Source organism: Aeromonas sp. s13 (assembly GCF_040907905.1).
Taxonomy (GTDB): Bacteria; Pseudomonadota; Gammaproteobacteria; order Enterobacterales; family Aeromonadaceae; genus Aeromonas; species Aeromonas veronii.
In genome coordinates this window covers 1-26,468 of the sequence record NZ_JBFOCS010000079.1, presented here as the reverse complement: position 1 = coordinate 26,468, position 26,468 = coordinate 1, and the positions used below count along the sequence as shown (strand labels likewise).

Sequence of the window (26,468 nt, the reverse complement as noted above, 5' to 3'; positions counted from 1 at the left end):
AACTAAATCCTGTCTGCACCTTACCTAAACGTAAACTGCACTGCAACTCTTGTTCCATTGCGTCAGAACCCCTATGTTATGGCCATGTAACAAACAGAGGCAGGCAAATGGATATTGCAATTGTGGCGGCAAAACGGACTCCGATGGGGGCGTTTCAGGGGGCATTGGCAGAGGTAACTGCGCCTGAGTTGGGTGCCTGTGCCATTGAGGCGGCACTACAGCAAAGCGGGCTGCGTCCGGAGCTGGTCGATGAAGTGTTTATGGGCAATGTGCTGGCGGCGGGCGTGGGGCAAGCGCCAGCCCGGCAAGCGTTGTTGAAAGCAGGGTTGCCAGATAGTGTGCCTGCTACCACGGTTAACAAGGTGTGCGGATCCGGCATGAAAGCAGTGATGTTGGCGGCGGATACCATCCGCCTTGGTGACAACAGGGTGGTGGTCGCGGGGGGGATGGAGAGCATGAGCCGTGCCCCCTATCTGCTGGATAATGCCCGCAGCGGCTTTCGGATGGGGCATCAAAAGGTGTTGGACCACCTCTTCCTCGACGGTTTGCAAGATGCCTATGATGGCCAGCTGATGGGGGTACATGCCCAGCGCAGCGCCGATCAGGCCGGTTTGACACGCAGTGCCATGGATGAGTTTGCCCTTGCGTCGCTGCAGCGGGCCCGCGATGCGCAGCACGACGGTGCGTTTGTGTCCGAGCTGACAAGCGTCTATCGCGGTGAGCGCTTGTTGCTGGCCGAAGACGAGCAGCCCGGCAAGGGCAGACCGGAGAAGATCCCTACCCTGAAGCCTGCCTTTGGCAAGGAGGGCACTATTACGGCGGCCAATTCGAGCTCCATCTCGGACGGTGCGGCGGCGCTGATATTGATGGATGGCGCCACGGCGCAAGCCTGGCAGGTACCTGTGATGGCTCGGATCGTCGGTTATCAGAGCCATGCGGCATTGCCCGCCGAGTTTACCTCTGCACCCATTGGTGCCATTTCACGCTTGCTGGCGAGTCTGGCATGGTCGGTGGAAGAGGTGGATCTATTCGAGATCAACGAGGCCTTCGCCATGGTCACCATGCTGGCCATGAGCGGGGTCGGCATCCCTCATCACAAGGTCAATGTGCATGGTGGGGCTTGTGCGCTTGGTCATCCGCTGGGGGCGAGTGGCGCGCGCATTCTGGTGACGCTGATTGCCGCGCTGCGGCAACGGGGTTTGCGGCGAGGCGTGGCCGCACTCTGTATCGGGGGCGGGGAGGCGACCGCTATCGCGGTCGAAGTGAATGACGAAACGAATTAATTGGTGGCTTCCATCGCCAGCAGTTGTTCCGTGACCCAGGTGGTGGCGGCCAGATAGAGGTGACTCACCTTATCCTCGCTCAGCCCCAGGCGGGCTGTTCTGGCCGTTACCCGTGACCAGTTGGCGCTCTCGTAATCTTCACAAAACGCGAGGTAGAAACCCAGATTGCCTTTGCGCTCCAGCAGCGCCAGCCGAATATCGTCGATAAGAGGGATAGTGCCGAGCAGCTTGTCCATCGGCTGCTCCATCAGTACATCCAGCAGGGAGAAGAGACCGGTGATAAAGGCCTGTTGTGCCTGCTGGCTCGGGGCGTGTGCGTGGGCCAGCAGTTCACAGAATCGGGCTCGGATCATCGACATCTGGTAGAGCTCGGCGCTCTTGCCCTTGCCGGCGCTGGTCGCGGCTACCAGCGAGACAAAGCGCTTTAGCTGGGTGTTGCCCAGATAGATGGCAGCCTGGCGAAATGACGAAATAGGGTTGGTGTGACCTTTGAGATGGTTGACATAGCGCAACAGCTTGAGAGAGAGGGAGATATCCTGACCGAGCAGCTGCTCAATCTTGTTGATATCAGGCTCTGCCTCGTTGACCACGTTGAGCAACTGCATCACCACGACTTGCGCTGGCTCCATGGTGGCTTGCTTGACCATCTCGGGTCTGCTGAAGAAAAAGCCCTGGAACAGCTGGATCCCCAGCTGTTTGACCCGCTCGAACTCCGCCTTGTCCTCTACTTTTTCTGCCAGATAGGTGAGCCCCAGCGTCTGATGCCGCTGGATAAACACTTTGATCTGCATCAGGGGGGTGGCACGAAGATCAAACTTGATGATGTGGATAAAGGGGAGGAAGCGCTCCCAATCCGGCGACATGGTGAAGTCATCGAGTGCCAGTTGATATCCCAGCTTGTGCAGCTGTTTCACCTTTTCCAGCAGGGCATCATCCGGTGGGGAATCTTCCAGGATCTCAATCACCACTTTTTCGGGCGGCAGGCACTCTGCCAATCCCTCCAGCAGCAGTGAGTGGGGGAAGTTGATAAAGCAGGGGCGGCCGCCCAAGAGCTGATCGATATTTTGTTGCAGGAACTGTTCGACCACCAAGCGTGACGTTGCCTGTTGGGAGGAGATGCTCGGGAAGACATTATTCAGACTATCGCGAAAGAGCAGCTCATAGGCATGAGTTTTGAGGTCTCTGTCGAGGATCGGCTGTCTTGCTACGTAGGAATACATGCCTTGCTCCAGTAAAGGTACTGGGTTGATTTTATGGTGTTGCAGAACACTATGCCAGTGTTCACCTTATTGAGTAAGGCAATAATTGGCATAGCGTTTTTTGCAGGGAAGGAATTTAGAAGAGATAGCTCAATTGTGCACCAGCCAGCCAGGCATCCCCTTCAGAAGTGCCCTGGAAGGTGGAGGTCGTCATCGGATTACCCGGTTGCAGCTCCATTTTTTCAGTGACATCCACCTTTTTGCCATCGATCAGGGTCAGCCCCAGATCCACGGTCAGGTTGGGCGTAAACTGATACCCCATTCCCAGGCTGTACCAGAGGCGATCGGCATCCGGGATGGAAATGGTACGACGATCGGCTGGCACCGGGCTGGCGTCATAGGCCACACCGGAGCGCAGTTGCCATTTGGGAGTGACCTGATAGGTCATACCGATGGCGTAGCGCCAGCTATCTTCCCAGTGCTCGTCCTTGATGTGCATGTTCTGCAAATTGTTGAGATCAGCTTCCAACTGAACGAATTTGCTCCAGTTGGTCCAGTTCAGGCTGCCGTGGAAAGCCAGCTTGTCAGTCAGCTGATGGAACGCCGCCAACTCTGCCGTCGCTGGCAACGGCAGATCCAGACTACCGGTATCTCTGATCTCGGTAACGGAACCATCTGCATTGGGTCGGCCCACGATAGCATCTCCCGAGAGGCTCAAAGTGACATCGTGACGGTAGGAGAGGCCAATTCGGGTTTGTTCGGACAACTCCAGCAAGGTGCCGACATTCCAGCCCCATGCCCAGCCATCCCCTTGCAAATGTTTTGCGATCAGGTTGCGAGAAGGGAAGGTGCCACCGACTTCGCCTTCGCCCTGAATAGCAGAGATCCCGGCACCAATTGACCACATCTCATTGATGCGATAGGCGAGTGAGGTACCCAGATCCATGGTCTTGATATCGGAGACATTACCAAAGTGTCCCGCGCTGTAGTTATCCGGCATCTTGACGCCAAGACCGTAGTAAGAGGTCGCCGAGAAGCCGAGTCGCCACTGTTCGTTGAGTGGAATGATGAGATAGGCGTTGGGTACCCAGGCTGCGGCGGCGATATCGTGTGCACTGGCATCGGAGGTGACGATACCGGCTTTGGTCGGCAAGCGGGTGTTACCTTCAATATTGACGTCAGGACTGACATAGATGACTCCGCCAGAGAGCGCCATCTGATCGAAGCGGGTCATGGCTGCTGCATTGCGGGAGAGCACACTGGCGTTATCCGCGATGGCTGCCTCACCGGCAAAGGCGCGTCCCAGGCCTGTAGCGGACTGTTCAGCCAGCTGGAACCCGGCGGCATGAGTCTGACCCGCGATCACCAGCAGGGCGATGGCGGACGGTTTGATGATGGGATGCATGGCAAAATCCTTGCTGTTACCCGAAGGTTCAATCGGTCATATGAATGGAGGCAGGATTTTATATGGTATGACCAGTAAGGCAACGGTAATGGCCAGTATCTGGATAAAACAAGATTAAATGCTGGGATGATGCAATCTAATAGCTTGATTAGAAAAGAAAAATAAACACGTGTGTGCTACATGTGTGCGCTGAAATGGCTTTTGCGGATAAAAAAAGAGCGCCTGGCGGCGCTCTCTCCATTCTATCAATAATCAGAACTTCATGTTGAACTGGGCTGAGGCCAGGAAGGCGTTGCCGTGGGAAGTACCCTGCCAGCGTGGATTGTTGATAGTTCCATCGTGGCTTACCAAGCCCTCATTAACATCGACCTTCTTGCCATCAAGGTAGGCCATGCCAAAGTCAACGCTCATATCGGTGTTGATATGGTAGGTGGCGCCAGCGCTATACCAGATACGATCTGAGTCCGGAATACTCAAACTACGGTATTCAGCTTCAATCGGGGTGTTGTCATAGGCGAAGCCCAGACGCGCTTCCCAAGCCGGATTGATATACCAGGTACCACCGATGGAGTAGCGAGTAGAGTCTTTAAACTTTTCTGGCTTATAAAGACATACGCCTGGTTTGCCCGGAGAGTTACAACTGGCGCTTGTGGCATTCAATTCTTGGAAAGCACTCCAGTCAGTCCAGTTAACAGAGTAGTGAACGGCAAACTGTTGGTTCAGGCGATGATAACCGGCAAATTCAGCTTGAGCAGGCAGGTCTAGCTTCAAGTTACCATCTACAGTTGCGCCTTTGGTTGTGGTTGTGGAGCCACTAAAGTCACCGTCAAAGCTCATATCGACTTGTGAACGATAAGTCAGAGCAAAACGATGGTTTTCGTTAACTTCATAGAGAGTACCGATGTTCCAGCCAAAGCCCCAAGTATCCCCTTTAAGATGAGCGACGGAGGTCTCTGCAGGAGTTCCTGTTGGTTTACCAAGTACACCAGCAAAGCGATTCAGCTCTGCAGCCCCATAAACAGCGTTAATACCAGCACCGATGCTGAGTTGTTCGTTAATTCGGTAAGCGATGTTTGGGTTGATATTGAAGGTGATAAGGGATGTATCACCAGCGCCCGAGCCGGCCGCAAAATTTTTGTCATATTCGGTAGACAGGCCGTAGTTGGAAAATAGACCAATACCCCATGCCCACTGGTCATTTAACGGTTGAATAAAGTAAGAGGCCGGAACAAATGCTGCTGGCGCAATGCCAGAAGCAGAGGCGTCACTATTAAAAACGTTTGGAATTGAAGCCCCGTTAGGAAGGGTGAGGTTACCACTAGTTTTTCCCTCCACATCCACATCCGGTTTGATGTAGGTGCCGGAGACAGAAACTGCCATCTTGTCGAAGGTGGTCATGGCAGCCGGGTTACGGGCCAGAACGGAGGCGTTGTCGGCGATAGCTGCTTCACCGGCATAGGCGCGACCCAGACCGGAGGCCGAGTGCTCGTTCAACTGGAATGCCGCAGCATGGACTTGACCGGTGGCCAGCGCGATGGTGGCGGCAATCAGGCTCTTTTTGAAAATAGTTGTCGTCATGGTGTTCTCTCTTGTAGGCAGATTTTTTTGCCGATATTGGCTGCACGTTCAATGCAAACCTCGACAAAATCCGTTTTTATTTCAGCTTCTTCCCAATCAATTCTGGCGTGATTCTATGGATCTGGTAGGAGGTAAGAAATCAGACCAGTGACAGCAGAATACATAAAAGTGATCGATGTGTTAATCATTTGTTTTAACCTGCTGTTTAATTCATCATTTTGAGGGTCTAAAGGTGGATTATTGACCTGGATTGCCGATCTCCGTCACAAAAATAATTTTGTCAATCTTTCGAAATCTTGAGGCAAATGAGTGACAAAGAGGAGTAATCAGGGGGAGAACAGGCAGCGGCTCGTGACCGCCGCCTGCTATTGAGGATGGATCTGAGGTTGTTAACCGGCGATGTTAAATGTCCCACTGCAGACGTGACTGCAGGGCGTTGGCAACGGGGGCAAGTGGCTCTTTCATCTCGCCAATCAGTACCATATTGGCGCCTTTGAGCTGGACAATCTCCCCTTTGAGGGTGCCATCTTCAAAGGTGGCCTGTTGCAGGGTTAATGGAACATGTTTGGGCACTAAAAAGAGGGTGACTGGCCCCATCTTTCCCTGGATCACCATGTGCAAGGCCGGACCCTGATAAAACGAGCAGTGATTGACATAGGTCACTTTGAGCCCATCCATCCCGCTTAAGGTGGCGCCATACTTCTCCATCTTGGCATTGATGTTATGCAGATTGACCTGCTCATCGACACCTTCAATAAAGGGTTCTTCGCCATAGACATGAGCCATCGCCACCTGTGCGAGGGAGAGGGCCGCAGGAGCCGTTTCTGGCAGCGTGATCCAGCGGGTGCTCATTCCCAGCAGGAAGGCGACCGATGCAGCCAGGGCGATCTGGCGCCAGGATGTCGATGTCCGGATCTTGACCGGCGCCGTGCCAAGGGGGCGGGATGGCGGCAAATCATCTGGCGCGTCACTGTCTTGCTGCATGGCTTGCCTGAGCAGGATCCGCTCGGCCAGTCCGGCGGGAACCTCTACCTGCATGGCGCGCTTGAGGGTTCTGTCGAACTGCTTCATCTCGTCGAGATAGTTCCGATTGGCCTGGCTGGCGTCAGCGGTTCTGAGAAAGTCCGGTTGTTGATCGTTGGGCTGGATCATGGCGTTGCGGCGAAATTCGAGTTCATCCATGTCCGTGTCCTCTTGCTTGGTTCTTCTGCTCCATCGCCTCCTTGATCTGGTTGCGGGCGCGAAACAGGCGGGTCATAACGGTGTTCTTGTTGAGGCCGAGCATCTCGGCAATCTCCTCACAACTGAATCCTCCCACGACTTGCAGCAGCAGTGGCTCCTGATACTCCTCGGGTAACCGGGCGATGTGACGGTGCAACCACTCGTTCTCCATTTCCTGTTCGCTGTGCAGCGCATCGTGCTGGGGCTGAGGGTGATCGTCGAGATCCACCAGCTCCAGCTGTTTACGTTCAAAGCGGCGGGCGTTCTCCCGTCTGAGGATGGTGATCAGCCACCCCTTGGCCGCCTTGTCATCCTGCAGGGTGTCGATAGCCTTCCAGGCACGCAGAAAGGTCTCTTGCACCAGATCTTCCGCCACGTTGGGATCCCGGGTCAGCCAGTAGGCATACCGGTAGAGATCGCCATGCAGCGCATGAACCAATGCTTCAAATTTGGTTTGTTTGTCAGCCATGGGATCAGAGACCGGCGAAGTGGCCGGATCATTTCCACCAATATGCTGCTGAGCACGTTTTTTTCTAAAAAACAGCAGTGCCATAGGGCAATCCTTGTCAGGGGGCGTGGCGGCGGGAGCGGGAACTCCCGTGCGCCAGCAGGTAAATCAGGTGCGCAATACCGGCCGTTTCATCAGCCCTGAGGGTACGCGCCAGAGCGCGCCACTCGATGGGCGGGCCAGAAGAGGGCCGTGCAAAACAGGCTCGCTCGAGTGCGGCGAGCGCGTTGCCGAGCCGATTATGCCCAGCGTCAGGCAACTGGCCTAATTGATAATAGGAGACCTGCCAGCGCATGGTCGCCCATCGGATCAGTGCCTTGCGACTGGCATCCGGCTGGTGTTGGGCAAGGGCTCGTTGCAGTTGATAGAAGGCGCGCCAGCGGGGCCAGTGGCGCCATAGCGTACGCAGCGCCACCGCCAGCACGACCCACCAAAGGCTCTCTCGCAGTGCCACCTGCGATGTCTGCTGATCAGGTTGCCGATTTGTCGTTGTCTGAAACGTCAGCGTGATGGCAGGGAGGCTGGCCTGTTCAATCCGGCCACTTTGGGTATTAAACCAGGGCTGATCAATGGGGGGAAGCTGGTAGTCACCGCTCTGCTCCGCAACCAGAGTCTGGCGCCACTGTCGCTCAAACAGCAGCTTGCCATCTCGGTAACGCTCCTGCTGTTGCTCGCCATCGGGATGTGCCTGTATGCCGTTTGGCAGTTGATGGGCCATCAGGGGGGCAAGCTGGATCTGGCCGCTGTCACCATTTTCCATGGTCAGGGTGAGGATACGGATCAGCGGTTCACCCACTTCCCCCGTGGAGGCCGGTTCAAGCCGTTGACTCAGGGTCAGCCGGGTGGCCACCGGTGTGGCGGGGGCTTTGTCGACCCTCACCTCGAGTGGTGCCGCACGGGCCGAGAGTTTTTGCGGCTTGCCCCCTTGCGGCGTGAGCTGCCCCTGCAAGCGGGGTGAGTCGAGGTACCAGAGTCCCGGCGCTTTTGCCTGAATAAGCCAGCTGCGGGTGAGCCTGCCGGGCAGACCAGCCTGAGCGGGGGCGATCCACTCGTCGCTACCGAGGCGACGGATAGTGAAGTGGGCAGAGCTGAGCTCGCTCAGGGCCGGGTTTTGCATGCTGGTAGGCAGCCACAGTGTCAGCCGGTAGATCACCGGCTGGCCGGGATAGAGCGGGCCCTGATGATCAAGGTTGGCCTGCATCTCAAGGGGCGAGGGTGCCTCGGGCTGTGGCAGCGCCGCTGTTTTCACCTCTCTCAATAGTAGGGTGAGCGAGGGGGTGAACTCATTTCCCAGCTTGAGCGGGGCAATCACCACCTCTGTATTTGCGGGGGAGTTGCTCTGGTGCAGCGGGATCTGCCAGCGAGTCAGTTGTTGTACCGGGGTCGTGACCCGGCTCATGGTCACTCTGCCTACTGCAAACTGGCGCAGTAATGGGGTGATCTCCAGTTCGTTGCTCTGGCGCTCGCCATCCGCTTCGATGATCAGCAGCCAATCGCTGGGGTCAGCCCCCGGCAGCAGCTCTGCCCTAGGGGGCAAAGCCCAGCAAAGTTGACTCGCGAGTGCGAGCAACAGCCCCCATCCAGCCTGCGTCACCAGGGCTCCTCCACCTTGATAAGGTCTCTGCGCAGCGCCTCTTTGCGCAGTCGCTGCTCCAGCAGCAACACTGGGGGAGAGGGTGGCAAGGGCATTGCTGCTGCCTGCTGAGCTGCCGATGGTTCGGGCTGTTTGCTATTGCTGGTATCGGGAGCGGCGGTCGCTCCACCCTGTAACAGAGAGAGGTTATAGAGCGCATCTTCATGGCCGGGATCCAGTGCCAGGGCCGCCAGATAGGCCTCCTTGGCGGCCGCAAACTCCCCCAGTTGCAGCAGGGCATTGCCGCGGTTGTAGTGGGCGGTGGCGCTCGTCGCTTCCTGATAGGCTGCGATGGCTTGTCGGTAGGCACCAGCCCGATACCAGGCGTTGCCGCGCCAGATCGGATCGTCGAAAGTGCGGGCGGCCTGTTGAAAATTTCCCTGTTGATAATCCTGCATCGCTTGCAGCTCGCCCCTCTCAGCAGCTTGTAGATCTTGCGGCGCAAGCAGTTGCCACCCCAGCATCAGCGCCACCATCAGTCGGGCGCCGACTCTGGCCAATAATGCGAATGGTAATAACGGGATCAGCAGCCAGGGGCCAAGATCCAGTGGTGCTGGGGTGAGGGCCGAGGTGGTGGTGGGCAGCGGTGCAAAGTGGGGGACATCGCTACCCAGCCATTGCAGCTCACCGCCGAGGCGATTGGCCAGTGCGGCAATGGCCTGACTATCGGGGGCGGGCAACTGCGCGGGCATGCGGCTGGCAAACCCCAACTCATTGGCCGGAATGGCGGACATGGGGGCCGGTTGACCACTGCTGGCAAGCAGAATATCGAGGCGTGCCGACTGGGTGTCGCGGCAAAGAAGGCGTTGCTGGCAGGGCCACAGGGCGGCGATTTGGGTCATCTGATTCTGGGTGAGGTCGTCGGTGATCAGCAGCAGACGCGCTTGTTCTCCAGGGGCCAGCTGCTTCATGGCAAGTTCCACCGCCCGTGCCGGGTTGCTGCCCTGCAACGGCATGATATCGGGGCGCAAGTCGGGCAGTAGCAGCGAAAGGGCCTGATGATCCCGGGTTGGCGGCATGGCGAGGTAGGCATCGCCTGCGTAGAGGATCAGCGCAATGCGTTCACCCTTGGTGTGGCTCAACAACTGCTGCAACTGCCATCTGACCCGGGTCGCCCGATCCGGTTTGAGATCGGTGGCGGTCATCGAGCGTGACAAGTCCAGTAGCCAGATATCTAGCGGTGCTGCAGGCTGCTGTTGCAGCTCACCGCGCAGTGCCGGTCCACTCAGGGCCAAAATGACGGGCAGGGTTGCCAGCCAGAGCCAGGGACGTTGAGGATGGGATGCTGGCAGCAGATAAGCCTGCATCGCAGGTGCGAGCAGCGGGGGCTGGCGACGACGGCGCCACCCTTGCCAAAGCCAGGGGATGAGTGCGATCAGCCACAGGGGGCGGAGCAAGATCAGATCCATCTGCGTGCACCTCGTGTCAGCCAGCTACGCACCATGCGAAACTCTAGCCTGCCGTGTCCTGACGGCAGAAGCAACAAGCCACAAAGCAGTGCCAACGGCCAGGGGTAGAGCTCGATCACCGGCTGGTACTGGGCAATCGGCATGGGGGCAGGTTCAAGGGCATTGAGAGTCGCGTTGATGGCATCGAGATCGCTCTGGGTGCGTGCCCGAAAGTAACGCCCTTGGCCTGTCTGTGCCAGCTCTTTCAGGAGCGGCTCGTCCAGTTCGCTGCTGGGATCGGCCTGACCGCTGCCTGCCTCATCATAGGGTTGGATAAAGGTATCGGGATCGGCCCCGACTCCCAGCGTGTAGATCCGTATTCCCTGCGCCGCGGCGAGTTTGGCCTCCTGCAGCGGGTCGGCATTGCCTGCGGTATTGCGGCCATCAGTGACCAGCAGCAGGGCGGTGGGGCGACCAGGATCCCCATGCTGACGTGCCAGCTGGATCGCCTCGCCAAGGGCGGTGGTTCGGCCGACCAGATCAAAATCGAGCTCGTCGCTCAAGGTCAACAGCGCCGGGATCTCCTGAGTGAGGGGAGAGAGCAGATAGGCGTGATCGGCAAAGACGATGAGGCCCACTCTGTCTCCGGCCCGTTTGGCGATCAGCGCCTTGATCTGCTGACGCACCGCCGTCAGCCGCGCTTGTTGTTCGCCGTTGTCGAGCATATCCGGGGTGCGCATGCTGTCTGACAGATCCACCGCCAGCAGCAGATCCCGACTCCCCTCATATTTGATCACCGGTTCCCCCCACCACTGGGGGCGGCAGAGGGCGAGGATAAGGGCGCACCAGAGCAGCATGGCGCGCCAGAGCGGTAATCCGGCCTGAGGACGCAGCAGCGCAAACCCGGGGTGAGCCAGATAGCCGCGGCGCAGGGGCGGCAAGCCGAAGCGCACCAGCAAGGGCAGCACCAGCGCCAGCGCAAACCAGGGCCAGGCCAGGATCATGAATGTCTCCGCGCGGTTTTACGCCCCGAGCGGGGAGAGCATTGCAAGAAGAGGGTCTGACCCCAGCGGCGATAATGTTGCCGAAGTTGTTCGCACTGCTCGCGAGTCGGGTTCTGGCTGCCATAGAGCCAACTGCTCCAGTGAGACGAGAACTGGCTAAAATCGCTGCCGCCGTGACGATCGACGAAGGCGAGCCACGCCTCTCCCTGAAGCTGGCGCGCCTCGGGCCAGCGTTGCAGTACTTCATGACGCAGGGCCTCCTGTATGCGTGCCACCAGCAGTGCCGGATCTCCCTCCAGCTGACGACACCAGCGGCGGTAACGTATCACCCTGCGGGCAATCAGGATGATCAGCAGCAGCAATAGACCTGTGATCAATAGCCACAATAGCGCCTGCACTCTGGGGTCAAGACTCTGTTCAATCAGATCCGGCCCCGGGTGAATGTCTCGCATCAGGGCGGCCAGCGGCGGGGTGATGGCCTCGGAGGCGGGACTGGCGCTGTCGAGTTCGGCGGGCGAGATCATCCCTGATGACATAACCCCTCCTGCCACTGTTGTTGCAGCGTCTGGCTGTTATCGAGCAGGTAGAGGCGCTGCACCAGCGGCAGCAACTGCTGCTTGCCGTGGGCCAGCTGCTGCTCTGCGGCTTGCCGGTAGCGGCGGGAGAAACCGGCATGGCCCCCATCCAGCCAGCCCTGATAGTGCTGCCTTGGTCGATCGATGGCCACTGGCAGCTGGCCGTCGGTGGGAAGGGCTGCCTCGAGGGGGTCACGGATCTGCCAATAGTGAATATCGTGGCGGCGGGAGAGCAGTTGCAATTGCTGACAGAGCGCCGACTCGCAAGGTCTGTGATCGGTGATGATCGTCAGCTTGGCACCGTGAGGCAGCTTCACGCCGGACAAGGTATCGGCCAGTGAGTGAGAAAGCGCCCGGCGGGCCAGCCCTTGCTGATAGTGATGGCAGAGGGATTCGAGCAGGGGCAGCACGCTGCCGCGCTGGCTCTGGTGATGGGGGATAAGCCCGTGGCAGATCAGGGTGTTGTGCTGCTTCCCCCCTTGCCAGATCAAGGCTGCTGCCAGCTCGCACCCCAGACGCGCCTTGAGCTGCAGCGTGGAGCCGAAATACATGGCGGGAGAGAGATCGAGCAGCAGCCAGTGCGCCTGATCGAGCTCCTCGCTATAGAGGCGGGTATAGGGACGACCGAAGCGTGCGGTCACTCGCCAGTCGATATGGCGTACCTCGTCACCAGCCTGATAGGCGCGCAGCTCCCGAAACGTGAGTCCGGGAGAGCGACCCGGTTTGCCGCGTTCGCTGCTGCTTCTGCCTGCGTGAGGTGGCTTCCTGGCCTTGGCCCAGAGACGGATATTGAGCAGTTGTGACAGCGACAGGGCGATGTCGGGATGCAGACCGGGATCTAGGGGCATGGCACCTGATCCAGCAGTTGGGCGATCAGGATGTCGTTATCCAGATTGTCGGCCAGTGCCTGATAGCTGGGTATAAGGCGGTGGCGCAGCACCGGATAGGCTTGCAGTTGGATATCTTCAGGCAGCACATAATCACGTCCGGCGAGCCAGGCGCGGGCGCGGGCGGAGCGAGCCAGCCCCAGCGTAGCCCGAGGACTGGCCCCCACGGCAATCAATGGCTCAAGGGCAGGACAAAGGCCGCTGGCCGGGCGGGTGGCGCAGACCAGCTCCACCAGATAGTGCTCCAGTCGGCTTTGCATGGTCACCGCCAGCACCTCGTTGCGCGCACGCTGCAAGGTGGTCTGACTCAGGGTCACTGGCGCCGCGCCAAGTTGTTCGCCGCTGGCGTTGAGCTGCAAGATGGCGAGCTCCATGGTGGGGCTCGGGTAATCCACCATTAACTTGAGTAGAAAGCGGTCGAGCTGCGCCTCCGGCAGGGGATAGGTTCCCTCCTGCTCGATAGGATTCTGGGTGGCGGCGACCATAAAGAGAGGTGGCAGCCGCCAGCTCTTTTTGCCCACTGTGATCTGGTGTTCGGCCATGGCTTCCAGCAGCGCTGATTGTACCTTGGCTGGCGCCCGGTTGATCTCGTCTGCCAGCACCAGATGGTTGAAGAGGGGGCCTGGCTGGAAAACAAAACTGGCATCCTGCGGGTGAAACACCTCGCTGCCGGTGAGATCGGCGGGAAGCAGGTCGGGGGTAAACTGGATACGGGCAAAGCGCCCTTCGACGGCGCCAGCGAGCGCCTTGACGGCGCGGGTTTTGGCCAGCCCGGGAGCCCCTTCGATTAACACATGTCCTTCACATAACAGGGCAATCAGGAGCCCTTCTATTAGCTCCTCCTGCCCCAGGATCTGACTGCCAAGATAGTCCCTAAGTGCTCTGAACTCGGCCGCTGCCATGCGATAAACCCGTTGTTTTTATGGAAGTTGATCTTTTTATACTCCAGTTGCTCCCCAAGGGCGAGTAAAGGGGCCTTGCCGTGCTTAATTTAGTTTCAATCAGCTGTATGAAACTTGTGATTGGATTGTTAAGATGTGGCGCAATGAGGTCAGACCTCTGCCTTTTAAACCAAGGAGCCAGGATGAAACAGCCATTGAAACTGACGACTCGCCAGGGCGAACGGATTGCCGTCGTGGCGGGGCTGCGTACCCCCTTTGCCAAGCAGGCTACCGCCTTTCATGGCGTGCCTGCAGTCGATCTCGGCAAACTGGTGGTGAGCGAGATGCTCGCCCGTACCGATCTCGATCCCAAGCTTATCGACCAGCTGGTGTTTGGTCAGGTGGTACAGATGCCGGAAGCCCCCAACATTGCCCGCGAGATCGTGCTCGGTACCGGCATGAGCGTCAATACCGATGCCTATAGCGTCTCCCGCGCTTGCGCCACCAGTTTTCAGGCGGTGGCCAACGTCACCGAATCCATCATGGCCGGTACCGTAGACATCGCCATCGCCGGTGGTGCGGACTCCTCCTCCGTGCTGCCCATCGGGGTGAGTAAGAAGCTGGCCCGCGCTCTGGTGGATCTCAACAAGGCGCGCAATCTGCAGCAGCGCTTCAATATTCTGCGGACATTGAGGGTCAAGGATCTGCTGCCGGTGCCGCCCGCTGTGGCGGAATATTCGACCGGTCTCTCCATGGGACAGACCGCTGAGCAGATGGCCAAGAGTCACCAGATCAGCCGCGAGGCGCAAGATGCGCTGGCTCATCGCTCCCACACCCTGGCCGCGCAGGCTTGGGCTGATGGCAAGCTCAGCGGCGAGGTGTTTACTGCCCATGTACCGCCTTACAAGTCACCGCTGGAGCGGGACAACAATATCCGTGAAAGCTCGGATCTCGCGAGCTACGCCAAGCTCAAACCGGTGTTTGACCGGGTTCATGGCACAGTCACTGCAGCCAACGCCACGCCGCTGACCGATGGCGCCGCTGCCGTGTTGCTGATGCGGGAAGGTCGGGCGAAAGAGCTGGGCCTCGAGCCGCTTGGTTATATCCGCAGCTTCGCCTTCTCGGCCATTGATGTGTGGCAAGACATGCTGATGGGGCCCTCCTACGCTACGCCGCTGGCGCTGGACAGAGCCGGCATCACGCTCAGCGATCTGACCCTGATCGACATGCACGAAGCCTTTGCCGCCCAGACTCTGGCCAACCTCAAGATGTTCGCAAGCCACGAGTTTGCCCGTGACAAGCTGGGTCGCGATCAGGCCATCGGCGAGGTGGACATGGAGAAGTTCAACGTCCTCGGTGGTTCGCTGGCCTATGGCCACCCCTTTGCCGCGACCGGTGCGCGGATGATCACCCAGACCCTGCACGAGCTGCGTCGTCGCGGTGGGGGACTGGGGCTCAACACCGCCTGTGCGGCGGGTGGATTGGGCGTGGCTATGGTGTTGGAGGTTGAATGATGAGCGTTAAGACTTTTTCCCTGGATGTTCGCAAAGATGGCATCGGCATCCTCACCATGGATGTGCCGGGCGAGAGCATGAATACCCTGAAGGCCGCCTTTGTCGAGGAGATCCGCACCGTGCTGGCCGAAGTGAAACGCAACAAGGATTTGATCGGTCTGGTGATCACCTCCGGCAAGAAGGATTCCTTCATCGCCGGCGCTGATATCACCATGCTGGCCGCCTGCACCAGTGCCAAGGATGCCGAGACCCTGTCGCGAGAAGGGCAGGAGATCTTTGCCGAGATCGAGGGGCTGACCATTCCGGTGATCGCCGCCATTCACGGCCCCTGCCTCGGTGGCGGGCTGGAGCTGGCGCTGGCCTGCCATGGTCGGGTGGTGACCGATCACGGAAAATCTGTGCTGGGATTGCCGGAAGTGCAGCTCGGCCTGCTGCCGGGCTCTGGCGGTACCCAGCGTCTGCCGCGCCTTATCGGTGTGGCCAAGGCGCTGGATCTGATGCTGACCGGCAAGCAGGTCCGGGCCAAACAAGCCAAAAAACTGGGGCTGGTGGACGATGTGGTGCCGCCGTCAATCTTGCTGGATGCTGCCATCAAGCTGGCCAAGAAGGGCAAACCGCGCCATCAGTTGAAACGGGATCTGCAGGGCAAGATGCTGGAGACCAACAAACTGGGTCGCAAGGTGCTGTTCGATCAGGCTAGCAAGGGGGTGAAAGCCAAGACCCGCGGCAACTACCCGGCGCCGGAGCGGATCCTGGATGTTGTGCGCATCGGCGTGGAGGAGGGGATGAAGGCCGGTCTGGCCGCTGAATCCCGCCACTTTGGCGAGCTGGTGATGACTGCAGAGTCTGCCGCCCTGCGTTCCATCTTCTTTGCCACCACCGAGATGAAGAAAGAGGTCACCTATCAGGGAGCCGAGCCGCGCAAGGTGGCCCATGCCGCCGTGCTGGGCGGTGGTCTGATGGGGGGCGGCATTGCGTTCGTCACCGCTACCAAGGCGGGCGTGCCGGTGCGGATCAAGGATGTGGCAAGCGCCGGGATCGGCAATGCCATGCGCTACAGCTATGATATTCTGGCCAAGAAGCTCAAGCGTCGCCACATCTTGCGCAGCGAATTGGAAAAGCAGATGAGCCTGTTGACCGGTACCCTCGACTACTCCGGTTTTCACCGGGTCGACATAGTGGTGGAGGCGGTGTTTGAAGATCTCGCGCTCAAACACCAGATGGTGAAAGACGTGGAGCGTGAGTGCGGTGAACACACAGTGTTTGCCTCCAACACCTCCTCCTTGCCCATCAACCAGATTGCGGCAGAGGCGGCGCATCCGGAGCGGGTCGTGGGGCTACACTACTTCAGCCCGGTGGACAAGATGCCGCTGGCGGAGATCATCCCCCACGCTGGCACCAGTGCCGAGACGGTCGCCACCACCCTGGCTTTTGCCCGCGCCCAGGGCAAAACGCCCATCGTGGTGAAGGACGAAGCCGGTTTCTACGTCAACCGCATCCTTGCCCCCTACATGAATGAAGCGGCAAGACTGGTGCTGGAAGGGGAGCCGGTGGAGGTGCTGGATAGCGCGCTGCTGGACTTTGGTTTCCCGGTTGGCCCCATCACCTTGTTGGACGAGGTGGGGATCGATGTAGGGGCCAAGATCTCCCCCATTCTCGAAAAAGAGCTGGGCGGCGAGCAGTTCCAGGCGCCCAAGGCGTTCGACAAACTGCTGCAAAATGATCGCAAGGGACGCAAGAATGGCAAGGGCTTCTACCTCTATGGCAAGGCGGCACCGCGTAACAAGCTGACCGGCAAAGAGGGCAAGAAGACGGTGGACGAGAGCGTCTATGGCGTGCTCGGTATCAAGCCGTCTGCCAAGCTGGCTCGTCAGGAAATCGCCGAGCGCTGCGTGTTGCTGATGCTCAACGAAGCGGCCATGGCGTTGGATAGCGGTGTGGTGGCGTCGGCCCGTGATGGCGATATCGGCGCCATCTTCGGCATCGGTTTCCCGCCTTTCCTTGGCGGCCCGTTCCGTTATATGGACACGCTCGGGATCGATCATCTGGTTGGCCGTCTGGAGTATTACCAGAAGCGCCACGGCGACCGGTTCGCCCCCTGTGCCCGTCTCAAGGCGATGGCCGCAGAGCAGCAGACCTTCTACTGATAATCGCAGCAGAGTGACCGCAAGGCAAAGAGGCCCGCACACCATGCGGGCCTCTTTCTATGTTGTGGTTTGTTCGGGTTGTACGGCTTGGGCTGCGCTCATGCTGGCAGAAGCAACCGATTAAAAAACGGCCCACTGAAGTGGGCCGTCGAGATATCACGTCACGGATCAGATCCCCGGTTTGCGCTCCGGGCAGCGGCCGATGATATCGGGTGGCAGTTCACCGTTGTCCTGCTCCAGCACTACGTCGAATCCCCACAGCTGATGCAGGTGTTTGAGCACCTCATGGCGTGAGTCGCCAAGGGGGATGCGGTTGTGGGGCACATAGCGCAGGGTAAGGGAGCGATCCCCCTTCACGGCAACGTTGTAGACCTGAATATTGGGTTCCAGATTGCTGAGGTTGTATTGGGCCGACAGGGTATTGCGCACCTGACGGTACCCCTCGTCATTGTGGATGGCGGAGACCTTCAGATAGTTCTTCAGATCGTCGTCATCAATGGCGAACAACTTCATATCCCGCATCACTTTCGGGCTTAAGAACTGGCTGATAAAGCTCTCATCCTTGAAGTTCTGCATGGCAAAGTGGAGGGTATCGACCCAGTTGCTGCCGGCATAGTCGGGGAACCAGTATCTATCTTCCTCGGTCGGGTTCTCGCAGATGCGGCGCAGGTCGGTAAACATGGCAAATCCCAGCGCATAGGGGTTGATCCCCGAGTAGTAGCGGCTGTTGTAAGCCGGTTGATAGACCACGTTGGTGTGGCTGTGCAGCACCTCCATCATGAAGCGATCGCTCAGCTTGCCCTCGTCATAGAGGTGATTGAGGATGGTGTAGTGCCAGAAGGTGGCCCACCCCTCGTTCATCACCTGGGTCTGCTTTTGTGGATAGAAATACTGGCTGATCTTGCGTACGATGCGCACCACTTCCCGCTGCCAGGGCTCCAGCAAGGGGGCATTCTTCTCGATGAAGTAGAGAATGTTCTCCTGGGGCTCTGCGGGGTAGCGCCTGTCCTCCACGCCAGCCGCTTTATGCTGCTTGGGCAGGGTACGCCACAGCTCATTGACCTGAGTCTGCAGATAATCTTCCCGCGCCTTCTGGCGCCGCTTCTCCTCTGCCATCGAGATCTTCTGGGGCCGCTTGTAACGATCCACCCCGAAGTTCATCAGGGCATGGCAGGAGTCGAGCAGCTGCTCCACCGCCTCGATGCCATGCTTCTCTTCACACTGGGTGATGTAGTTCTTGGCGAACAGCAGGTAGTCGATGATGGAGGAGGCATCGGTCCAGGCCTTGAACAGGTAGTTGTTTTTGAAGAAGGAGTTATGACCGTAGCAGGCGTGGGCCATCACCAGCGCCTGCATCGGCATGGTGTTCTCCTCCATCAGGTAGGCGATGCAGGGATCGGAGTTGATGACGATCTCGTAGGCCAGCCCCATCTGGCCGCGCTTGTAGTTGCGCTCGGTATGGATAAAACGCTTGCCGAACGACCAGTGCTGATAGCCGATGGGCATGCCGACGCTGGAGTAGGCATCCATCATCTGCTCGGCGGTGATCACCTCGATCTGGTTGGGGTAGGTATCCAGCTTGTAGAAACGGGCGACCCGGGCGATCTCCTGGTGATAGGTCTCCAGCAGATCGAAGTTCCAGTCTGGTCCGTCATCCAGTGGCGCTACACGTTTTTCTGTTTCGATCATGTGACCTCCTCACGCCGCTTGTTTCTTGAACAGCTCGCGGAACACCGGATAGATATCCTCGACCTTGCGAATGTGCTCCATCGCAAAGTGGGGGAACTGGCTGGCTACCGACTCATATTCGTGCCACAGAGTCTGGTGGGCACGGGTGGTGATCTCGATGTAGGAGTAGTACCGCACCCTTGGCATGATGTCCCGCGCCAGAATTTCACGGCACTGCGGTGAGTCATCAGCCCAGTTGTCACCATCCGATGCTTGCGCCGCATAGATGTTCCACTGGTTGGCCGGGTAACGCTCGTTGATGATGTCGTTCATCATCTTGAGGGCGCTGGAGACGATGGTGCCGCCTGTCTCCTGGGAGTAGAAGAACTCGTGCTCGTCCACCTCCTTGGCCTGGGTATGGTGGCGGATATAGACCACCTCGACGTTCTTGTAGGTCCGGCTCAGGAACAGATAGAGCAGGATATAGAAACGCTTGGCCATCTCCTTGGTGGCCTGATCCATGGAGCCCGAGACGTCCATCAGACAGAACATCACCGCCTGGCTGGAGGGGACGGGCCGTTTGACGAAGTTGTTGAACTTGAGATCGAAGGTGTCGATAAACGGCACCGCATCGATCCGTCGTTTCAGCTCCCTGATCTCCTTCTCGAGCAGGGCGATTTCGGCAAAGTGTTCGTTGGGATCGGTGGCCAGCAGGGCCAGCCGATCTTCCAGTTCATGCAATTGGCGTTTCTTGCCTGCTTGCAGCGCCATGCGCCGTGCCAGCGAATTTTGCAGGGAACGCACCACGTTGATGTTGGCGGGCACCCCGTTGGAGGTGTAGCCCGCCCGATAGGTTTTCACCTCCATCAGCTGGTTGAGCTGGGTTTTCTGCAGCCTGGGCAGCTCCAGATCTTCAAACAGCAGATCGAGATACTCATCCTTGGAGATCTGGAACACGAAATCATCGGCCCCTTCACCCTGATTGGATGCCTGTCCCTCGCCGGAACCCTGTCCACCGCCTCCTCCTTTGGGACGGTCAATCTTGTCACCGGAGACGAACTGATCATTGCCGGGATGCACCATATCCCGTTTACCGCCGTGCCCCTGATGAAAATGGGGCTCGCCGATATCCTTGGTCGGGATGCTGATGCTCTCGCCCTTGTCTACGTCCTGAATGCTGCGCTTGGAGACAGCATCCGAGACCGCTTGTTTTATCTGCTTCTTGTAGCGGCGGATGAAGCGCTGCCGATTGACAGCGCTTTTGTTTTTGCCGTTGAGCCTGCGGTCGATAAAATGCGCCATAACTCCCCCTTGAACAGTCAGGGTCAGGATGACTTGCGTACCCTGAGATACCATTCGGAGAGCAGTCGCACCTGTTTGCGGGTGTAGCCTTTCTCCATCATCCGTTCGACAAAGTTATCGTGCTTCTTCTGCTCCTCGGCCGAGGTTTTGCTGTTGAAGGAGATAACCGGCAGCAGCTCTTCCGTGTTGGAGAACATCTTCTTCTCGATCACGGTGCGCAGCTTCTCGTAACTGGTCCAGTTGGGGTTACGGCCTGCATTGTTGGCCCGGGCACGCAGCACGAAGTTGACGATTTCGTTACGGAAATCCTTCGGGTTGCTGATCCCGGCGGGTTTTTCAATTTTCTCCAGCTCGCTGTTGAGAGACGCTCTGTCAAACAGCTGGCCGGTTTCGGGGTCACGGTACTCCTGATCTTGGATCCAGAAGTCGGCGTAGGTGACGTAGCGATCGAAGATGTTCTGACCGTACTCGGAGTAGGACTCGAGATAGGCGGTCTGGATCTCCTTGCCGATGAACTCCACATAACGCGGGGTCAGATAACCCTTGATGAACTCAAGGTAGCGATCGTGCAGCTCTTGCGGGAACTGCTCGCGCTCGATCTGCTGCTCCAGCACATAGAAGAGGTGCACCGGGTTGGCGGCCACTTCCGCGTGGTCGAAGTTGAAGACGCGGGAGAGGATCTTGAACGCAAAGCGGGTAGAGAGACCATTCATCCCCTCGTCCACACCGGCGTAGTCGCGATACTCCTGATAGCTCTTCGCTTTGGGATCGGTATCCTTCAGGCTTTCGCCATCATAGACCCGCATCTTGGAGTAGATGCTGGAGTTTTCCGGCTCTTTCAGCCGTGACAGTACCGAGAATTGGCCTAACAGTTCGAGGGTGCCCGGGGCGCATTTGGCCTCGGTCAATTCGCTGTTGATCAGCAGTTTCTCGTAGATCTTCACCTCTTCGGAGACGCGCAGGCAGTAAGGCACCTTGACGATGTAGACTCGGTCGAGGAAGGCTTCGTTGTTCTTGTTGTTGCGGAACTGCTGCCACTCGGATTCGTTGGAGTGAGCCAGCAGAATGCCGTCAAAGGGGAGGGCGGAAAGCCCCTCGGTCCCGTTGTAGTTACCCTCCTGGGTTGCTGTCAGCAGCGGGTGCAGCACCTTGATGGGGGCCTTGAACATCTCCACAAATTCCATCACCCCCTGGTTCGCTTTACACAGCGCACCGGAGTAGGAGTAGGCATCGGCGTCATCCTGGGCGAAGTGCTCCAGCATGCGGATGTCGACCTTGCCGACCAGTGAGGAGATGTCCTGGTTGTTGTCATCACCGGGTTCCGTTTTGGCGATGGCAATCTGATCGAGGATGGAGGGGTTGACCTTCTCCACCTTGAACTTGGTGATGTCGCCGCCAAACTCGTGCAGGCGTTTGGCCACCCAGGGGGACATGATGGGACGCAGGTAACGGCGCGGGATGCCGTACTCTTTCTCCAGGATCTCCCCATCCTCTTCGATATCGAACAGACAGAAGGGGTGATCATTGACTGGTGAGCCCTTGATGCGATAGATGGGCACCTTCTGCATCAGGGATTTGAGTTTCTCTGCCAGCGAGGATTTACCGCCGCCAACGGGGCCCAGCAGATAGAGGATCTGTTTCTTCTCCTCCAGCCCCTGGGCGGAGTGTTTGAGGTAGGAGACGATCTGTTCGATGGCCTCTTCCATCCCGTAGAAATCCTTGAAGGCGGGATAGCGTGCCACGACGCGGTTGGAGAAGAGTCGGCTCAGTCTGGGGTTGGCTGAGGTGTCTACCATCTCCGGCTCACCAATGGCGGTCAGCAGACGTTCGGCTGCGGAGGCGTAACAGGCTTTGTCCTGCTTACACATATCCAGGAACTCCTGGATGGTATATTCCTCTTCTCTCGCTTTTTCATATCGCTGTTGGTAATGCTCGAATATGCCCATAACTTTGCCCTCGTTATAGTCGCTTACCCTGAAAAAAGTGGATGACTGCTTTTGTGTTGTGCGCTTTTAAAGCCTAGTCAACAGACTCCAGTAATCCATCACGGTTGATAGGTTAAATTCTGAAGAAACCTGCCCGATCCTTGTGCGGGGAGGGTCAGTCAACAACACCGCTATGTTACTGACTGTTAAATTATTTTTGCCACGATAGTGAGGTAAATGTCAAAGACATAAAAAATAAATGTTTATGGGAAAGAGGGAACTTATTGCGAAAAGATTAAGGGGTTTGACGAAAGTCAATGGGGCTGCGGGTTGGCGGGGTTATGAATAGAAATGCCATTACGTGAACGTCAACGTAAATTTCCTTGTTTGGAGTTTGCGCTCTAATTTTTACATTGACGCTACATTTTGAGTGCCCTAGATTGGCGATGTGTGAGCAGCAAGACGCTTTAGCAAGAGAGTTGACTGTTGCCTCACCAAGCTCTGTTTAAGCACGTTTCCGTTGGCTTGACCCTCGCAACCGCGAGGGTCTTCTTTTTCTGTGTCAGTAAACGCTTGTTTCTGCTGGTGGCTATTGACGCCGCCAGCACTCATCTAGCAAGGGTAGGCTTGTTGCACTGCCGCCAGGACGCGGGCAAACGGGTGCGCGGCCAACTGGCCTGCACCCGCCAGCGATTTGGCCTTGACCCGGCTGGTCAGCGGTGTGGTGATGCCGCAAAGGAAACGGGCCAGAACACGCGCATCCACCGAACCTGTCTTGGCAATCAGCGGATCGCACCAGGCGCGGATCCCCGCCTCGTTTGGCATGGTCAGTGAGGGTAGGGGAGGAAGATGTGCCACCTCGCCGCGACAAACCGAACAGTGGCCACAATGAACCGGCGCCACCTCATCGGCAAAATAGCGGGCGAGGCGGTGGCTCAGGCACTCACTTGAGGTGAAAAAGTCGAGCATGGCTTGCAGTCTGGCCAGCTCGCTCAGCTCTTTTTGCAGGAAGAGGGCGTGCAGGGTATTTGCTTCCTGCTCGTTGTCCCACCCCTGACGGATGATCCGGTAGACCTCGGTCATCTGTTTGCTTTCAAGCTCGATCCAGCCTTGCTGCTGCAGGTAGTCGAGCGCGGCAACGGCCCGTTGCCGCTCTCCCTGATAGCCCTGCCATAGGGCGTCAAAGTCCATGGTGCACCAACTGCGGGCTTGCGGGGCGCAGGCGAACAGCTGCTCCAGAAACTGGCGACGATCCGGATTGAAGCGACTCACTATCTCGCCTTTATCCAGCACAAACTTGAAGCGGTAGTCGGCGTAGTAGCTGTAGGCCGGGGTGATGATGCCTGCCATCTCCAGATAGACCAGCAGGGTTTTAAGGGGCAACTGGCGGATATTGGTGTCGTTCGAGAGGCGCAGCAGGGTGAATTCCCACTCGTTCCCGCTCTGCTTGATGATGGCAAGGAGCTGGAGGATGGCACTCAAATCCGGCGTATCGCCGTAGACGAAGTTCTCCAGCACCGGCAGCTGGCTCTGGTTGGCCAGCACAATACAGCGCGATGGCTGGCCATCCCGTCCGGCGCGGCCAATTTCCTGACTGTAGTTCTCGATGGATTTGGGCAGATCGTAGTGAATGACCCGCCGGATATCCGCTTTGTCGATGCCCATGCCAAAGGCGATGGTGGCGACGATGCAGTCCACCTTGCCCGCCATGAAGTCGTGCTGGATCTGACTGCGCAGAGCCGAGTCGAGTCCGGCATGATAGGCGCGGGCGTTGATCCCTTCTCTAATGAGTTGCTCGGCACAGGCTTCTGCGGTGTGTTGCAAAGTGACGTAGACGATGGTGGGGGCCGCCGGATCGTTGGCCAACTCCTGCGCGAGCCAGCTATCCCGCGCGTCGGGCGACAGGGGAATGACCGCCAGATCAAGATTGGGGCGGTAGAAACCGGTGACCACGACCCCCTCCGGTTCGATGCCGAACTTGGTCTGCATATCCTGAATCACCGCTGGCGTGGCGGTAGCGGTCAGCAGCAATACCTGCGGGATCTTCAGGTCATGACGATAGCTCGGCAGCTTGAGATAGTCGGGGCGAAAGTTGTGGCCCCACTCCGAGATACAGTGCGCCTCATCGACGACCAGCAGCGAGAGCGGCACTTGCTGGATAAAGCGGCGAAAGCGCTCGTTCTTGAGTCGCTCCACCGAGATCATCAGGATCTTGAGCTGGCCATCCAGCGCTTGCTGCATCACTCGTCGGCTCTCCTCCGGGCTCTGGCTCGAGTCGAGGGTAGCGGCGCTTATTCCCTTGCTTTTAAGGAAGACGAGTTGATCGTGCATCAGCGCCAGCAGCGGCGATATAACCAAGGTCAGGTGAGGCAGGGCGAGGGCAGGTAGCTGATAGCAGAGGGACTTGCCGGAGCCGGTGGGAAAGATGGCGGCGGCACTCTGACCTGCCAGTACCCGGCTGATCACCGCCTCCTGACCTGACCTGAGTGCGGAGAAACCAAAATATTGGTTGAGCAGGGATGGGATCATGGCAAGGCTCCGCGGCAAATGGGTGATGATAGCACAGCGACACGGTCACGGGTGGCACAGGAATGGTCGTGAGGGTAAGGGCAGAGAGTGTCGATAAAACGTACAAAAATGGGTGGTTGCGCTGTGGTTAAGGTTTTGTTGCGGTTTTTTGTGATGGAAACGGGATATTTTTTGGTGAGTCTCTGGAAAAAAAAGATGGCGAATGGGATATTCCGTCATGCAATCCGGTGACTGGCGGATCGGCCCGACAGAAGGCTGGCCACAGACACCACATTCGGGCGACAGGGGTCTCCCGATGAGTGGTTGCAGACAGGACTCATGATTCATGCACTACGGTGCTTAGGGACTTTTTTGATGACACAACAACACCCCCTCCTTCGGCTGGTCAATAGCACCAGCCTGGTCAGCCAGATCCTGGTTGGTCTGGTATTCGGTATCTTGCTGGCACTGTTTGCGCCCGAGTGGGCGAAAACGGCAGGTCTGCTTGGCAGTCTGTTCGTTGGTGCACTGAAAGCGGTAGCTCCGCTGCTGGTATTCGTACTGGTGATGGCGGCCATCATTGGTCACAAGCAGGGTCAGAAGACCAATATTCGCCCGCTGCTGGCGCTCTACCTGTTTGGTACCTTCTCTGCGGCCGTGGTCGCGGTGATTGCCAGCTTCCTGTTCCCCTCCAACCTCCATCTGGTGGCCAATACTGCCGAGATCACCCCGCCCGGCGGGATCACCGAGGTACTGCAGACCCTGCTGTTCAACGTGGTGACCAACCCGGTCAAGGCGTTGATGGATGCCAACTATATCGGGATCCTGGCGTGGGCCATCGGTCTGGGTATCGCCATGCGCCATGCCAACGAGAGCACCAAGGCGCTGATCACTGACCTGTCTCACGGTGTATCCGCCATCGTGAAAGCGGTGATCCGCTGTGCTCCGCTCGGGATCCTGGGTCTGGTTGCCTCCACTCTGGCAGAGACCGGCTTCGATGCCCTGTTTGGCTATGCTCAACTGCTGGTGGTGCTGATCGGCTGCATGCTGTTTATCGCCTTTGTGGTCAACCCATTGATCGTCTTCTGGAAGATCAAGCGCAACCCCTATCCGCTGGTGCTGACCTGCCTCAAAGAGAGCGGCGTGACCGCCTTCTTTACCCGCAGCTCTGCCGCCAACATTCCGGTCAACATGGCGCTGTGTGAAAAACTGCGCCTGCCCAAAGATACCTACGCGGTCTCCATCCCGCTGGGTGCCACCATCAATATGGCGGGTGCCGCTATCACCATCACTGTGCTCGCCATGGCGGCGGTACATACCCTGGGGATGGAAGTGGACATGGCAACGGCCATTCTGCTCTCCGTGGTCGCCACCATCAGTGCCTGTGGCGCTTCCGGTGTGGCGGGCGGCTCCTTGCTGCTGATCCCGCTGGCCTGTAGCCTGTTTGGCATCAGCAATGACATCGCCATGCAGGTGGTAGCAGTCGGCTTTATCATCGGCGTGCTGCAGGATTCTGCCGAGACGGCGCTGAACAGCTCCACCGACGTGCTGTTCACCGCCGCTGCTTGCATGGCCGAAGATGAAACCCTGCTCGAACCTTCCGCGCTGCCCAGCAGCGAGGCGTGAGCCGGTAGCTCGATTTTTCGATTCAGCCCCTCTCTGTGAGGGGCTTTTTATATCAGCGGGCCTAAATGTGTTGAGGAGAGGAGTGCGCAAGAAAACATTTATTTTGATGAAATGTTTGGTTTGTCTAGTCCTGAAATAGGTTTACACATTTTCAACTAGCATTTCTCTACTCAGAACCCCCTATGTACTGCATCGGGGGTTCTGTATTTCAACGCA

General features: G+C 58.0%; 19 protein-coding genes. 4 read left to right on the top strand and 15 right to left on the bottom strand.

The window, feature by feature from the left end:
* The first annotated feature begins 107 nt into the window (after window positions 1-107).
* The gene (locus tag AB5Y82_RS18060; protein ID WP_111900942.1) at window positions 108-1,283 is read left to right on the top strand and encodes a thiolase family protein; all 1,176 of its coding nucleotides are present in this window, start codon (window positions 108-110) and stop codon (window positions 1,281-1,283) included.
* On the opposite strand, the gene AB5Y82_RS18055 is transcribed toward AB5Y82_RS18060, so the two are convergent.
* From AB5Y82_RS18055 to AB5Y82_RS18005, 11 genes are all read right to left on the bottom strand, one after another.
* A complete protein-coding gene (locus AB5Y82_RS18055) occupies window positions 1,280-2,503 on the bottom strand; it encodes an EAL and HDOD domain-containing protein (RefSeq protein WP_005333249.1) in 1,224 nt (407 codons plus the stop codon). The two genes, AB5Y82_RS18060 and AB5Y82_RS18055, sit on opposite strands and share 4 nt — an antisense overlap.
* A 115-nt stretch (window positions 2,504-2,618) precedes the next feature.
* Entirely contained in the window at window positions 2,619-3,887 is a 1,269-nt protein-coding gene (locus AB5Y82_RS18050; RefSeq protein WP_201902418.1) for an OmpP1/FadL family transporter, read from the bottom strand.
* A 252-nt stretch (window positions 3,888-4,139) separates the two neighbouring features.
* Complete coding sequence (locus AB5Y82_RS18045) at window positions 4,140-5,465, bottom strand: outer membrane protein transport protein (protein ID WP_040065665.1); 1,326 nt, start codon at window positions 5,463-5,465, stop codon at window positions 4,140-4,142.
* A gap of 402 nt (window positions 5,466-5,867) precedes the next feature.
* Entirely contained in the window at window positions 5,868-6,647 is a 780-nt protein-coding gene (locus AB5Y82_RS18040) for a DUF3379 domain-containing protein (RefSeq protein WP_111900941.1), read from the bottom strand.
* A complete protein-coding gene (locus AB5Y82_RS18035; RefSeq protein ID WP_111900940.1) occupies window positions 6,640-7,239 on the bottom strand; it encodes a sigma-70 family RNA polymerase sigma factor in 600 nt (199 codons plus the stop codon). Before AB5Y82_RS18035 ends, AB5Y82_RS18040 begins: the two co-directional genes overlap by 8 nt.
* A 13-nt stretch (window positions 7,240-7,252) precedes the next feature.
* Window positions 7,253-8,764 carry a hypothetical protein gene (locus tag AB5Y82_RS18030; protein ID WP_368174355.1) on the bottom strand — a complete coding sequence of 504 codons (1,512 nt, stop codon included), beginning with the start codon at window positions 8,762-8,764 and terminating at the stop codon, window positions 7,253-7,255.
* Window positions 8,765-8,784: 20 nt separating this feature from the next.
* Window positions 8,785-10,236, bottom strand: coding sequence for a VWA domain-containing protein (locus AB5Y82_RS18025; protein WP_368174337.1), 1,452 nt, complete (start codon window positions 10,234-10,236; stop codon window positions 8,785-8,787).
* On the bottom strand, window positions 10,227-11,219 hold the full coding sequence (locus tag AB5Y82_RS18020; RefSeq protein WP_139437540.1) for a VWA domain-containing protein: 993 nt from the start codon (window positions 11,217-11,219) through the stop codon (window positions 10,227-10,229). Before AB5Y82_RS18020 ends, AB5Y82_RS18025 begins: the two co-directional genes overlap by 10 nt.
* Window positions 11,216-11,755, bottom strand: a complete 540-nt coding sequence (locus AB5Y82_RS18015; protein ID WP_368174336.1) for a DUF4381 domain-containing protein — start codon at window positions 11,753-11,755, stop codon at window positions 11,216-11,218. The genes AB5Y82_RS18020 and AB5Y82_RS18015 overlap by 4 nt, the downstream gene beginning before the upstream one ends.
* Window positions 11,740-12,642, bottom strand: a complete 903-nt coding sequence (locus AB5Y82_RS18010; RefSeq protein WP_368174335.1) for a DUF58 domain-containing protein — start codon at window positions 12,640-12,642, stop codon at window positions 11,740-11,742. The genes AB5Y82_RS18015 and AB5Y82_RS18010 overlap by 16 nt, the downstream gene beginning before the upstream one ends.
* Complete coding sequence (locus tag AB5Y82_RS18005; protein ID WP_111900934.1) at window positions 12,633-13,583, bottom strand: MoxR family ATPase; 951 nt, start codon at window positions 13,581-13,583, stop codon at window positions 12,633-12,635. The genes AB5Y82_RS18010 and AB5Y82_RS18005 overlap by 10 nt, the downstream gene beginning before the upstream one ends.
* Before the next feature lie 182 nt (window positions 13,584-13,765).
* Between AB5Y82_RS18005 and fadI the strand changes: the two genes are divergently transcribed.
* Together fadI and fadJ are read left to right on the top strand one after the other, a co-directional pair.
* Window positions 13,766-15,076 (top strand): acetyl-CoA C-acyltransferase FadI, encoded by a 1,311-nt coding sequence (gene fadI / locus AB5Y82_RS18000; protein WP_058057647.1) that lies wholly within the window; start codon window positions 13,766-13,768, stop codon window positions 15,074-15,076.
* Window positions 15,076-17,223: a fatty acid oxidation complex subunit alpha FadJ gene (gene fadJ / locus AB5Y82_RS17995; protein WP_111900948.1), complete on the top strand. Its 2,148-nt coding sequence runs from the start codon at window positions 15,076-15,078 to the stop codon at window positions 17,221-17,223. The genes fadI and fadJ overlap by 1 nt, the downstream gene beginning before the upstream one ends.
* A 168-nt stretch (window positions 17,224-17,391) precedes the next feature.
* Here the strand turns inward: fadJ and AB5Y82_RS17990 are convergent, their stop codons facing one another.
* The 4 genes from AB5Y82_RS17990 to AB5Y82_RS17975 form a co-directional block, all read right to left on the bottom strand.
* The gene (locus AB5Y82_RS17990) at window positions 17,392-18,912 is read right to left on the bottom strand and encodes a SpoVR family protein (protein WP_040065652.1); all 1,521 of its coding nucleotides are present in this window, start codon (window positions 18,910-18,912) and stop codon (window positions 17,392-17,394) included.
* 9 nt (window positions 18,913-18,921) lie between these two features.
* Window positions 18,922-20,193, bottom strand: coding sequence for a YeaH/YhbH family protein (locus tag AB5Y82_RS17985; protein WP_111900933.1), 1,272 nt, complete (start codon window positions 20,191-20,193; stop codon window positions 18,922-18,924).
* 23 nt (window positions 20,194-20,216) lie between these two features.
* On the bottom strand, window positions 20,217-22,139 hold the full coding sequence (locus AB5Y82_RS17980; protein WP_005333223.1) for a PrkA family serine protein kinase: 1,923 nt from the start codon (window positions 22,137-22,139) through the stop codon (window positions 20,217-20,219).
* 591 nt (window positions 22,140-22,730) lie between these two features.
* Complete coding sequence (locus tag AB5Y82_RS17975; protein ID WP_368174334.1) at window positions 22,731-24,647, bottom strand: ATP-dependent DNA helicase RecQ; 1,917 nt, start codon at window positions 24,645-24,647, stop codon at window positions 22,731-22,733.
* Window positions 24,648-25,001: 354 nt separating this feature from the next.
* Here AB5Y82_RS17975 and sstT point away from each other — a divergent pair, with 354 nt between their 5' ends.
* Entirely contained in the window at window positions 25,002-26,252 is a 1,251-nt protein-coding gene (sstT, locus tag AB5Y82_RS17970) for a serine/threonine transporter SstT (protein ID WP_005351744.1), read from the top strand.
* Window positions 26,253-26,468: the final 216 nt, after the last annotated feature.

What these genes read in the sequence shown, in the direction of transcription:
- AB5Y82_RS18015 (WP_368174336.1), bottom strand. Translation starts at nt 11,755, where the DNA reads ATGTCATCAGGGATGATCTCGCCCGCCGAACTCGACAGCGCCAGTCCC.
- fadI (WP_058057647.1), top strand. Translation starts at nt 13,766, where the DNA reads ATGAAACAGCCATTGAAACTGACGACTCGCCAGGGCGAACGGATTGCC.
- sstT (WP_005351744.1), top strand. Translation starts at nt 25,002, where the DNA reads ATGACACAACAACACCCCCTCCTTCGGCTGGTCAATAGCACCAGCCTG.
- fadJ (WP_111900948.1), top strand. Translation starts at nt 15,076, where the DNA reads ATGAGCGTTAAGACTTTTTCCCTGGATGTTCGCAAAGATGGCATCGGC.
- AB5Y82_RS18005 (WP_111900934.1), bottom strand. Translation starts at nt 13,583, where the DNA reads ATGGCAGCGGCCGAGTTCAGAGCACTTAGGGACTATCTTGGCAGTCAG.
- AB5Y82_RS17985 (WP_111900933.1), bottom strand. Translation starts at nt 20,193, where the DNA reads ATGGCGCATTTTATCGACCGCAGGCTCAACGGCAAAAACAAAAGCGCT.
- AB5Y82_RS18055 (WP_005333249.1), bottom strand. Translation starts at nt 2,503, where the DNA reads ATGTATTCCTACGTAGCAAGACAGCCGATCCTCGACAGAGACCTCAAA.
- AB5Y82_RS18035 (WP_111900940.1), bottom strand. Translation starts at nt 7,239, where the DNA reads ATGGCACTGCTGTTTTTTAGAAAAAAACGTGCTCAGCAGCATATTGGT.
- AB5Y82_RS18020 (WP_139437540.1), bottom strand. Translation starts at nt 11,219, where the DNA reads ATGATCCTGGCCTGGCCCTGGTTTGCGCTGGCGCTGGTGCTGCCCTTG.
- AB5Y82_RS17980 (WP_005333223.1), bottom strand. Translation starts at nt 22,139, where the DNA reads ATGGGCATATTCGAGCATTACCAACAGCGATATGAAAAAGCGAGAGAA.
- AB5Y82_RS18040 (WP_111900941.1), bottom strand. Translation starts at nt 6,647, where the DNA reads ATGGATGAACTCGAATTTCGCCGCAACGCCATGATCCAGCCCAACGAT.
- AB5Y82_RS18025 (WP_368174337.1), bottom strand. Translation starts at nt 10,236, where the DNA reads ATGGATCTGATCTTGCTCCGCCCCCTGTGGCTGATCGCACTCATCCCC.
- AB5Y82_RS18045 (WP_040065665.1), bottom strand. Translation starts at nt 5,465, where the DNA reads ATGACGACAACTATTTTCAAAAAGAGCCTGATTGCCGCCACCATCGCG.
- AB5Y82_RS18050 (WP_201902418.1), bottom strand. Translation starts at nt 3,887, where the DNA reads ATGCATCCCATCATCAAACCGTCCGCCATCGCCCTGCTGGTGATCGCG.
- AB5Y82_RS18060 (WP_111900942.1), top strand. Translation starts at nt 108, where the DNA reads ATGGATATTGCAATTGTGGCGGCAAAACGGACTCCGATGGGGGCGTTT.
- AB5Y82_RS18010 (WP_368174335.1), bottom strand. Translation starts at nt 12,642, where the DNA reads ATGCCCCTAGATCCCGGTCTGCATCCCGACATCGCCCTGTCGCTGTCA.
- AB5Y82_RS17990 (WP_040065652.1), bottom strand. Translation starts at nt 18,912, where the DNA reads ATGATCGAAACAGAAAAACGTGTAGCGCCACTGGATGACGGACCAGAC.
- AB5Y82_RS17975 (WP_368174334.1), bottom strand. Translation starts at nt 24,647, where the DNA reads ATGATCCCATCCCTGCTCAACCAATATTTTGGTTTCTCCGCACTCAGG.